The sequence below is a fragment of the Streptomyces sp. NPDC059003 genome (assembly GCF_042740445.1).
Classification (GTDB): Bacteria; Actinomycetota; Actinomycetes; order Streptomycetales; family Streptomycetaceae; genus Streptomyces.
The window spans coordinates 1-9,770 of record NZ_JBHYJH010000256.1 but is presented as its reverse complement, the minus strand read 5'-3'; the positions used below and the strand labels follow the sequence as shown (position 1 = coordinate 9,770).

Genomic DNA, 9,770 nt, shown 5'->3' with positions numbered 1-9,770 from the left:
CGGCTGGGCGTTGAGGATCCGAGAAGAGCGGCACCGGCCAGCGTGCCGAGAGCCGTCACGGCGGCGAGCGCCCCTCTGGCCGCTCTGAACCGTCCGGCGAACCGCGTGCGTCTCTGTCGTGGCTGCGTACTCTGCCGCGCACCCTGGTGCGTACGTCGCGTCACAGTCCCCCCTCGCGTCGGATGGGCCGTCCAACTGTGGCAGTGGCAAGGGGAGTTGACCAGACGGCGCGGCTAGGTGCCGACGAGCCGGGAACGGATGAGGAAACGTACACCCTCGGGAGCCTCCAGCGAGAAGCCGCTGCCGCGCCCCTCGACCACGTCGACGATGAGCCGGGTGTGGCTCCACACCGCGTACTGGCTCCTGGACATCCAGAACCGTACCGGCTCCGCCACGCCGTCCACGGCGAGCGACGCGAGCAGCACGTCGGAGTCACCCGTGCGGAACTCGCCGTCCGGGTAGCACATGGGCGCGCTGCCGTCGCAGCAGCCGCCCGACTGATGGAACATCAGCGGCCCGTGGGACTCACTGAGGCGCCGCACCAGGTCAGCGGCGGCGGGGGTCAGCTCGACGCGCGGGGGATCAGGCGTGGGCGCGGTGTCGGCCATGGGCGCTCGGTCTCCTCCGGATACGCGGTCACGGGACCGCTGCGGACGCGGTCGCCCCAGTCAACGCCCCGGGACGTTGCGAGGAGGTTGCGGGCGGCGACCGCGCCGCCGTCCGGTGGGGCCGGGGGCGTCAGTGCTCGTCCTGCTGCGGCCCGCCGCGTTTGCTGCCCGTGGTGCCCCGTCCCTTGAGCTGATGGGGAGTCAGCGGCGGGCCGTCCGTCGGCACCTCTTCGGGCTCGCGGTGCTCCCGGACCTCGCGGACGGGGCCGCCGTCCGGCAGCCGCGGCTGTTCCTCGGGGCGCGGCCGGGGCGGCTCCCGCCTGCGGACCCGGATGCCGAGCCAGACGGCCCACGTCAGTGCCCCGGCGACCAGGAGACCGAGCGCGAACGCGGCGAGCGCGGGCCCGTGCTGAGCGGCGAGTTCCCTCACTGCGACCCTCCTTCCCGGAGCGCGAAGGTGTGCCCGGCCGGGTCCGAGTACAGCCGTACGTCCGCACCGCCGCCCTGCGGATTGGTGTCGATGGGCCGTGCGCCCCCGGAGATGACCTCGCGCTCCGCGGCGTCCATGTCCCCCTTGGGGACGAGGAGTTCGAGGTGCGTCTGGTGGGAGTCGTCGGGCCGCGGCCAGCTCGGCGGCGTGAACCCCGTGTCGCGGCGGAAGCCCATGCGCGTACCGGACTCGCCGGTGATCTCGAACCGGTCGTCCCGTGGGTTGAAGTCGACGTCACCGCCCAGCAGCCCGCCGTAGAACGCGGCGAGTTGCTCCGGCTCGCCGGAGTCGAGGACGAGGATGCAGGTGTCGACGATGGCCATGGTCCGCCTCACAGTGCCGTAGGGGCCGGGTGGTGCCGGCTCGGTGAGCCGGGCGGACGACGAGTACCCCGGCCGCCGCGGAGCAAGTCGGCCGCGCGCGGCGCGCGGCGTGTTTGCGGTCACGGGCCCGGGGGACCCGGTGCGGCGGCTGGGAGGCCACGGGGAGTGAGGTGCTTTGGGCGCGGGCCTCTCGCGCTCGCGCCCGAAGTCAGGGCCCACCGTCGAGGCCCACCGTCGAGAGATACTGCTAGCAAGGGGCAGTGATGGAGATTTCGGGACTCATCAGCGCGATCCTGATCGGCGCCGTCATCGGGGTGCTCGGCCGCCTCGCCGTACCGGGACGGCAGCGCATCGGCATCCTGTGGACCGTCGTCGTCGGCATCGTGGCGGCACTCGTCGGCACGGCCATCGCGTCGGGCCTGGACGTGGCCGACACGGAAGGCGTCGACTGGGCCGAGTGCCTCATCCAGGTCGCGCTCGCCGCCCTCGGCGTGGCCGCGCTGTCGAAGGTGAAGCTGCGCCGCTGAGTGACTGCGCGCCCCTGGGGGCGACCGTGTGCATGCCGGGCCCGTACGTGGGTACTGCGGCGCGCATGACCGACATCGAACTCAAGAGCTCCGCGTTCCACGACCACGCCCCGATCCCGCCGCGCCACGCACGGGAGGGCGACAACGTCCCACCGCCGCTGACCTGGTCCGGAGTGCCGGACGACGCGGCGGAGCTGGTGCTCCTGTGCGAGGACCCCGACGCGCCGCAAGGGACCTTCGTCCACTGGCTCATGACCGGGCTCGACCCGCGCGTCGAGGGCCTCGACGCCGGTGCGCCGCAGCCGCCCGCGCACGTGCACCGCAACGACTTCGGCGAGGACGGCTGGAGCGGCCCGCACCCTCCGGCGGGCGACGAGCCGCACCGGTACTTCTTCCGCCTCTACGCCCTCCCGGCGCCGGTGTCGCTCCCCGAGGACGCGACGGCGGACGAGGTGCACGCCGCCGTCGACCGCCAGCACGTGGGCAGCGGCACCCTCGTGGGCCTGTACCAGCGCTGACCGCGCGGTGGCCGGAGTCACAGGCCGCAAACCCTGGCGCGTTTCAACAAACCGGGCCTACGATGCGCGTGCTCCCGCTGTGGCGGGGGCGGACACCTTCGACAACTTCATGCGTACGCGACTGGGGAAAGCCGGTGGGAATCCGGCACTGACCTGCAACCGTGTGCAGCGCGCTCAGGCGTCGCTGCGAGTCGGGCCGCCCGGCGCGCTACGTGCACTGCTTCTCACTGTCATGGTCTGCAGCGTGGAGCCCTGAGCCCTGCACCGGTTCTTCGGCCCCTGCCGCTTCCGTTCGGAACGCGCGTCAGGGGTCTGTTCGTGCGACGCGGTCCGTCCGCGCGGCACCGGGAGCGGCGGTGCGCGGGGTCCCGGTGCGGGCCCCGAGCCGAAGGGCACTTGAAATGGCCGGTGCGAGACGGACGTTCGCCGCCCTGCTCGGGCTGCTGCTCGCGACGGCCGGGCTCGGGCTCGGCCGGGCCGCCCCCGCGTCCGCGGTGGACACCGGCCGCGGCCGCCCGGGCTTCTGCCCGAACGGCAACGGCGTCACCGTCGTCGTCGACTTCCGGGAACTGGGCGGGACCACCATCGTGCGCTGCGCGGTGGGCTCCCAGGAGACCGGCCTCGCCGCCCTGAAGGACGCGGGCATCGACGTCACCGGCACCAACCGCTGGGGCGAGTCGTTCATCTGCCGCCTGGAGGGCAAGCCGGGCACCGAACGCGAGCCGTGCATCGACACCCCGCCGACCAAGGCGTACTGGTCGTACTGGCACGCGTCCAACGGCGGCCGCTGGACCTACAGCCAGTACGGCGCCACCTACCGCACCCCGCCCAAGGGCAGCTTCGAGGGCTGGTCGTTCTCCCTCAACCGGAGCGAGGGCCGGGCCCCGGCACCGCGCGTCGCGCCCCGGCGGCCGTCGACCGCTCCCGGGACCGGTGGCGGCGGGCGCCCGGGAGGAGGGGGCGGCGGTGGCCGTCCGGGCGGCGGTGGCTCGGACCACGGGGCCCCCGACGCGCCGGGCCGCCCCGCACCGCCCGAGAGCCCCGGCGACGGCAACGGCGCACGGCCTCCCGCCGACGGCGGCGGCCTGGAGCCGCCGCCCGGAGCCAAGGGCGACAGGCACGGTGGGCAGGACAAGAAGCCCGAGAAATCCAAGAAGTCCAAGAAGTCCAAGAAGTCCAAGAAGGGCAAGGGGAGCGACACCAAGGACACCGGCGGCAAGAAGCCCAACCCGCCCTCCCCGTCCGGACGTTCCGGCCCCGCGCCCACCCCGACCGAAGCCGCCGACTGGACCGGTGGCGAGGACCAGCGGACCGTGCAGGCCAGCAAGGACAAGGGCGTGCCCATGGGCACGGTCGTCGGCGGGGCGGCCGCCGTGGCCCTCGCGGCCGCCGGAGGAGTGACGGCCTGGCGCCGCCGTTCCCGCGGCGCGGACACCACGCCGTGACCGCTCCGGCCCGCGCGGTGCACCCGGGCGCGTGGTGGCTGTGGGCGCTCGGCATGGCCGCCACGGCGAGCCGCACCGCCAACCCCGTGCTGCTCGTCCTGATCCTGTCCGCGGTCGGATTCGTGGTCGCCCAGCGGCGCGACGACGCCCCGTGGGCCCTCGCCTTCCGGATGTATCTGAGCCTCGGCGCGTTCATCGTCGTGATGCGCGTCGCCTTCCGGATCGTCTTCGGCGGCGGCCAGGGCGACACGGTCCTGTTCACCCTGCCGCAGATCCCGCTGCCCGCATGGGCCGCGGGGGTCCGCCTGTTCGGCCCGGTGGCCGCCGAACAGCTGCTCGGCGGCCTGTACGACGGTCTGCGTCTGGCCACCATGGTGGTGTGCGTCGGCGCCGCCAACGCGCTCGCCAACCCCAAGCGGATGCTCAAGGCGCTGCCCGGCGCGCTGTACGAGGTCGGCACGTCCGTCGTCGTCACGCTCACCGTCGCACCGCAGCTCGTCGAGAGCGTGCAGCGGGTGCGCCGGGCCAGGCTGCTGCGCGGCGGCGTGGCCAGGAAGGGCGTACGCGGCATCGGCGCGCTGCGCGGCATCGTCATCCCGGTCCTCGAGGACGCCATGAACCGCTCCCTCGCCCTGGCCGCCGCGATGGCCTCGCACGGCTACGGCCACACCGGCCGCGTCGCCCCGCGCACCCGGCTGTTCACCGGCACCCTGGTCATCGCCGGGCTGCTCGGCGTGTGTGGCGGGCTCTACGGCGCGATGGGCGCGAGCACGCCGTTCTACCTCGGCACACCGCTGCTGCTCGCCGGACTCGCCCTGGCCGGGTGCGGGTTCGTCCTCGGCGGCCGGCGCGTCAGGCGCAGCACGTACCGGCCCGACCCGTGGCGCGGCGCCGAGTGGGCCGTCGCCGCGTCCGGCGTCGGCGCCGCCGTCCTGATGTACGTGGTGTCCCGCACCGACGCCGCGTCGCTCTACCCCTCGCTGTCCCCGCCGGCCTGGCCCGAAGTGACCGCGCTGCCCGCGCTCGCCGCCGTGGCCGGTGCCCTCCCGGCGTGGCTCGCCCCCGCGCCGCCCCGCGCCACCGCACCGGGCAGAGAGGCCACCGCGTGATCCGCTTCGACCACGTCACCTTCACCTACCCGGACACGGGCGCGCCCGCCCTGCGCGACGTCACCCTGCACGTCGGCGAGGGCGAGCTGTGCCTCGTCACCGGGCGCACCGGCGTCGGCAAGTCCACGCTGCTCGGCGCCGTCAACGGCCTCGTGCCGCACTTCACCGGCGGCCACCTCCAGGGCCGCGTCAGCGTCGACGGCGTCAGCACCGCCGACGTGCCGCCGCAGGAGTTCGCCCACGTCGTCGGCGTCGTCGGCCAGGACCCGCTGGCCGGGTTCGTGACCGACACCGTCGAGGAGGAACTCGCGTACGGCATGGAGCAGTTGGCCGTCCCCGCGGCGGTGATGCGCAAGCGCGTCGAGGAGACCCTGGACCTGCTCGGCATCGCGGACCTGCGCCACCGCGCCCTGCGCGGCCTCTCCGGCGGCCAGCAGCAGCGCGTCGCCATCGGCTCCGTCCTCACCGCCCACCCGAAGGTCCTGGTCCTCGACGAGCCGACGTCCGCGCTCGACCCCACCGCCGCCGAGGACGTGCTCGCCGCGATCACCCGGCTCGTCCACGACCTCGGCACCACGGTCCTGGTCGCCGAGCACCGCATGGAGCGGGTCCTGCAGTACGCCGACCGGCTCGTGCAGGTGACGGGCGACGGGCACGTCCGCGAGGGCGACCCCGCCGAGCTGATGCGCGACAGCGACGTCGCGCCGCCCGTCGTCCACCTCGGGCGGCTCGCGGGCTGGGAGCCGCTGCCGCTGTCCGTGCGCGACGCCCGCCGCCGCGCCCCCGACCTGCGCACCCGCCTCACCGGCCGCACCCCCGCAACGCCCGCGGCCGCGCGCGGCGAACCGGCCCTGTCCGCCCGCCGGATCACCGTCGCGTACGCCGACACCGTCGCCGTACGCGAGCTGGACCTGGACCTCGCGGGCGGCGAGGTCACCGCCCTCATGGGCCGCAACGGCTCGGGCAAGTCGTCGCTGCTCTGGGCGCTCCAGGGCTCGGGCCCCCGCCGCTCGGGCCGCGTCGACGTGCGCGGCACCGACCCCGGCAAGGTGGCGGCCCGCAAGGCCCGCGCGCTCGTCGGACTCGTCCCGCAGACCGCGAGCGACCTGCTGTACCTGCACACCGTCGACGCCGAGTGCGCGCAGGCCGACCGCGAGTCGGACGCCGCCGACGGCACCTGCCGCGCGCTGCTCGACTCGCTCGCGCCCGGCATCCCCGGCGAGCGGCACCCGCGCGACCTGTCGGAGGGCCAGCAGCTCGCCCTCGTCCTGGCCGTCCAGCTCGCCGCCGCGCCCGGCGTGGTCCTCCTCGACGAGCCGACGCGCGGCCTCGACTACCACGCCAAGGAGGCCTTCACCCGCGTCATCCGGCGCTTGGCCGCCGAGGGCCGGGCCGTCGTGGTCGCCACGCACGACGTGGAGTTCACCGCGCGCGCCGCCGACCGCGTCGTCGTCATGGCGGAGGGCGAGACCGTCGCCGACGGGCCGACGGCCGACGTGGTCGTCTCGTCGCCCGCGTTCGCGCCCCAGGTCGCGAAGGTGCTCAGCCCGCAGGAGTGGCTCACCGTCGAGCAGGTGCGCACCGCACTGGAGGCCGTATGAGCACCCTTCGCGGCCGTATGAGGACCCGCCGCGGCCGTATGAGCACCCGCCGTGGCCGTGTGAGCACCGGCCGAGGCCGTATCAGTAGCCTCCGGGGCCGCATCGGCAGCCGCCGCCCACGGGTGCCCGCGCTGCCGATCCGCGCGCGCACCGCCGTCGTCCTCACCCTCGCGAGCGTCGCGGGCCTCGCCATGTTCTTCTGGCCGCTGTTCGTCGCCCCCGGGCCGGCCGCGACCGCGCACACCGCCGACGCGCCGCTCATCTTCATCCTGACGATGCCGGTGCTGCTCGCCGTCGTGCTCGCCGAGATGTCGTCGGGCGGCATCGACACCAAGGCCCTGGCGATGCTGGGCGTCCTGTCCGCCGTCAACGCCGGGCTCAGGCCGCTCGGCGCGGGCACGGCGGGCATCGAGACCGTCTTCTTCCTGCTCGTCCTCGCGGGCCGGGTCTTCGGGCCCGGGTTCGGCTTCGTGCTCGGCTGCACCTCGCTGTTCGCGTCCGCGCTGCTGACCGCGGGGGTCGGGCCCTGGCTGCCGTTCCAGATGATCGCCTCCGGGTGGATCGGGCTCGGCGCGGGACTGCTGCCCCGGCGGGTGACGGGCCGCGCCGAGATCGCCCTGCTCGCGGCGTACGGGATCGTCGTCGCGTACGCCTTCGGCTTCCTCCTGAACATGTGGTTCTGGCCGTTCACCGCGGGCACGGACACCGACCTCTCCTTCGTGGCGGGCGCGTCCGTCGGCGAGAACCTGCACCGCTTCGCCGTCTTCACGCTCGTCACGTCCACGTTCGGCTGGGACACCGGCCGGGCGCTCACCAACCTCGTCGCCATCGTCACGCTCGGCCCCGCCGTCCTCGCCGTCCTGCGCAGGGCGGCGCGCCGGGCCGCCTTCGGGGCCTCCGTGACGCTCACGCCCTCCCCTTCCAGCAACAGCAAGGAGTCCCACCATGCGTCTGTCCCTACGGCTGAGAACGGCGGCGGGGATACCCGCGGCCGCGCTGGCCACGGTGCTGCTGCCGCCGGGCGCGGCCCACGCTGAACCGGCCGCCCCCGCCCCGGAGGCCGCGGCGAGCGCCGCCCCGAAGTCCCCCGCGAACGCCGCCGCCACCTGGATGGCGTCGAAGCTGACCGACGGCAGCAACGCCAAGGGCGACCACGGCCTGACCGCCGACATCGTCATGGGCCTCGCCGCGACCGGCACCGGCGGTGCCACCCAGAAGAAGGCCACCGACTGGCTGGAGGCCAACGCGGGCGCCTACATCAACAAGGGCACCCCGGGCGCGGTGTTCGCGGGCGGCACCGCCAAGCTGGCGCTCGTCGCCGCGATCGAGCACCGCGACCCGAGGAACTTCGGCGGCCACGACCTGGTGAAGATCCTCACCGGGCGCCTGCAGGAGAACGGCCGCTTCACCGACGAGCTGCCCGGCGACGGCTCCAACCAGTTCACCCAGTCCCTGGCCGTCCTCGCCCTCCAGCGCACCGGCGGCCTTGAGGCCAAGGCCGTCGACTTCCTCGCCAAGTCCCGCTGCGCGGACGGCGGGTATCCGCTGAGCTTCAAGACCGGCAGCGAGTGCAAGTCCCACACCGACAGCACCGGCCTCGCCGTCCAGGCCCTGCTCGGCGCGGGCCGCCTCGACGACGCCAAGCGCGGCCTCGACTGGCTTCAGAAGCAGCAGCTGCCCGACGGCAGCTTCCGCGACAACGGATTCGGCACGCCGCCCGGCAACTCCAACTCCACGGCCCTGGACGTCCAGGCGCTCGCCGCCGGAGGCCGCGTCGAGGCGGCCGCCAAGGGTGTCGCCTGGCTCAGGTCGCGCCAGGTGGGCTGCGCGGCCCCCGAGGCCGACCGGGGCGCGGTCGGATACGACAAGCCGAAGGCCGACGGCATGGCCCTGCGCGCCACCGCCCAGGTCGTCCCCGCCCTCACGGGCACGTCCCTCGCCCAGGTCGACGGGCAGGGCGCGGCCGACGCGCTCGAACCGATCCGGTGCGACGCGGACGGCGGCACGTCGGGCGGCGGTGACAACGGTGGTACCGACGGGGGCGGTTCGGACGGCGGTACGTCCGGCGGCTCCGGCGGCTCCGGAGGCGGCGACGGTGGCGCGAGCGGGGGCGGTGACAACGGCGGCGGCACGAGCGGGGGTGGTGACGGCGGCGGTGACGGCGGCGGCTCCGGCTCGGCCTCCGGCGGATCGGACGGCGGCGACGCGGGCAACTCGCCCGCCCCGCAGGGCGGTCCGGGCGGATCCGGCACCACCGGCGGCGGTGACGTCGGCGGATCCGGAGTCCAGCCCGTCGGCAACCCGGGCGGCAGCCTCGCCTCCACCGGCACCACGTCGCTGCCGTTCGCGGGCGGCGCGGGCGTCCTCGTCGCGGTCGGAGCGGCCACGGTCCTCGCGACGAGGCGCCGCCGCACGTCCTGAGCCGCGCGCCTGATCCACCCTCTCTGAGCGCCCCCCTGACCCACCCTCCCCTGATCCATGCCCCTCTGATCCATCTCTGCGATCAACCTCAACTCCACACCCAGCAAGGAGAACCCCATGAAGAAGACCTCGGCCCTGACCCTCACCCGAAGAGCCGCCCTCGTCACCTCCGCCCTGGGACTCGCCCTCACCGTCACCCCCGTGGCGGAGGCGGCCGCGCCCGTGAAGGCCGCCGCCAACGCCCCCATCAAGGTGACCCTGACCGTCAAGGGCCCCAACAACAGCACCCTCTACAACAGCTCCATCACCACCACCGGCCACAACGTCACCACCGCGTCCGGCGGCACCCACAAGTGCGACGGCACCAACAACGACGCCAACCCCACCGCGGGCGCCACCCCGACGGCCGCCCTCGACGACGCCGCGAAGAAGAAGGGCTTCACCTGGGACGGCACCTGGTACCCGTCGTTCGACGACTACTTCGTCTCGACCATCGCCGGGAAGACCGGTGGCCAGGAGGCCTACTGGAACATCTCGGTGAACGGCCAGGCCACGCCGGTCGGCGGCTGCCAGTTCCGCATCAAGGCGGGGGACAAGGTCGCGTTCACCTGGACCAAGCTGTAGGGCCCCACGCGGTTGCTCCCTCGGTTCATGGACATAGAACCCGGGAGCAAACCCCCCCAGCACCACCAGGGCCCCGGGGTGCTTATAACAAAAAAGAACCACCC

Annotated in this window: 11 protein-coding genes and 1 riboswitch; of the genes, 8 read left to right on the top strand and 3 right to left on the bottom strand. The window is 74.3% G+C overall.

Going from position 1 to position 9,770, the window contains the following annotated elements; genetic code table 11:
* Positions 1–233 precede the first annotated feature (233 nt).
* The 3 genes from ACFWZ5_RS42480 to ACFWZ5_RS42470 form a co-directional block, all read right to left on the bottom strand.
* Positions 234–608: a DUF779 domain-containing protein gene (locus ACFWZ5_RS42480; RefSeq protein ID WP_384795227.1), complete on the bottom strand. Its 375-nt coding sequence runs from the start codon at positions 606–608 to the stop codon at positions 234–236.
* Between the two features lie 130 nt (positions 609–738).
* Positions 739–1,038: a DUF6479 family protein gene (locus ACFWZ5_RS42475; protein WP_384795226.1), complete on the bottom strand. Its 300-nt coding sequence runs from the start codon at positions 1,036–1,038 to the stop codon at positions 739–741.
* Positions 1,035–1,421: a VOC family protein gene (locus ACFWZ5_RS42470; RefSeq protein WP_384795225.1), complete on the bottom strand. Its 387-nt coding sequence runs from the start codon at positions 1,419–1,421 to the stop codon at positions 1,035–1,037. The genes ACFWZ5_RS42475 and ACFWZ5_RS42470 overlap by 4 nt, the downstream gene beginning before the upstream one ends.
* A 263-nt stretch (positions 1,422–1,684) precedes the next feature.
* On the opposite strand from ACFWZ5_RS42470, the gene ACFWZ5_RS42465 reads away from it, so the two are divergent.
* From ACFWZ5_RS42465 to ACFWZ5_RS42430, 8 genes are all read left to right on the top strand, one after another.
* Positions 1,685–1,948: a GlsB/YeaQ/YmgE family stress response membrane protein gene (locus ACFWZ5_RS42465; protein WP_384795224.1), complete on the top strand. Its 264-nt coding sequence runs from the start codon at positions 1,685–1,687 to the stop codon at positions 1,946–1,948.
* Positions 1,949–2,013: 65 nt separating this feature from the next.
* Positions 2,014–2,466, top strand: coding sequence for a YbhB/YbcL family Raf kinase inhibitor-like protein (locus tag ACFWZ5_RS42460; RefSeq protein WP_384795222.1), 453 nt, complete (start codon positions 2,014–2,016; stop codon positions 2,464–2,466).
* A gap of 58 nt (positions 2,467–2,524) precedes the next feature.
* A riboswitch (cobalamin riboswitch) is annotated at positions 2,525–2,689 on the top strand.
* A gap of 178 nt (positions 2,690–2,867) precedes the next feature.
* A complete protein-coding gene (locus tag ACFWZ5_RS42455) occupies positions 2,868–3,911 on the top strand; it encodes a hypothetical protein (protein ID WP_384892450.1) in 1,044 nt (347 codons plus the stop codon).
* Positions 3,908–5,020, top strand: coding sequence for a CbiQ family ECF transporter T component (locus ACFWZ5_RS42450; RefSeq protein WP_384805738.1), 1,113 nt, complete (start codon positions 3,908–3,910; stop codon positions 5,018–5,020). Before ACFWZ5_RS42455 ends, ACFWZ5_RS42450 begins: the two co-directional genes overlap by 4 nt.
* Positions 5,017–6,621, top strand: a complete 1,605-nt coding sequence (locus tag ACFWZ5_RS42445; RefSeq protein ID WP_384805736.1) for an ABC transporter ATP-binding protein — start codon at positions 5,017–5,019, stop codon at positions 6,619–6,621. The genes ACFWZ5_RS42450 and ACFWZ5_RS42445 overlap by 4 nt, the downstream gene beginning before the upstream one ends.
* A gap of 59 nt (positions 6,622–6,680) precedes the next feature.
* Complete coding sequence (locus ACFWZ5_RS42440; RefSeq protein ID WP_384805734.1) at positions 6,681–7,658, top strand: ECF transporter S component; 978 nt, start codon at positions 6,681–6,683, stop codon at positions 7,656–7,658.
* A complete protein-coding gene (locus ACFWZ5_RS42435; RefSeq protein ID WP_384805732.1) occupies positions 7,567–9,042 on the top strand; it encodes a prenyltransferase/squalene oxidase repeat-containing protein in 1,476 nt (491 codons plus the stop codon). Before ACFWZ5_RS42440 ends, ACFWZ5_RS42435 begins: the two co-directional genes overlap by 92 nt.
* A gap of 117 nt (positions 9,043–9,159) precedes the next feature.
* Positions 9,160–9,666, top strand: a complete 507-nt coding sequence (locus tag ACFWZ5_RS42430; protein ID WP_384805730.1) for a DUF4430 domain-containing protein — start codon at positions 9,160–9,162, stop codon at positions 9,664–9,666.
* Positions 9,667–9,770 lie beyond the last annotated feature (104 nt).

Coding starts and splice junctions, on each gene's coding strand:
- ACFWZ5_RS42480 (WP_384795227.1), bottom strand. CDS start 608: ATGGCCGACACCGCGCCCACGCCTGATCCCCCGCGCGTCGAGCTGACC.
- ACFWZ5_RS42470 (WP_384795225.1), bottom strand. CDS start 1,421: ATGGCCATCGTCGACACCTGCATCCTCGTCCTCGACTCCGGCGAGCCG.
- ACFWZ5_RS42465 (WP_384795224.1), top strand. CDS start 1,685: ATGGAGATTTCGGGACTCATCAGCGCGATCCTGATCGGCGCCGTCATC.
- ACFWZ5_RS42460 (WP_384795222.1), top strand. CDS start 2,014: ATGACCGACATCGAACTCAAGAGCTCCGCGTTCCACGACCACGCCCCG.
- ACFWZ5_RS42455 (WP_384892450.1), top strand. CDS start 2,868: ATGGCCGGTGCGAGACGGACGTTCGCCGCCCTGCTCGGGCTGCTGCTC.
- ACFWZ5_RS42435 (WP_384805732.1), top strand. CDS start 7,567: ATGCGTCTGTCCCTACGGCTGAGAACGGCGGCGGGGATACCCGCGGCC.
- ACFWZ5_RS42430 (WP_384805730.1), top strand. CDS start 9,160: ATGAAGAAGACCTCGGCCCTGACCCTCACCCGAAGAGCCGCCCTCGTC.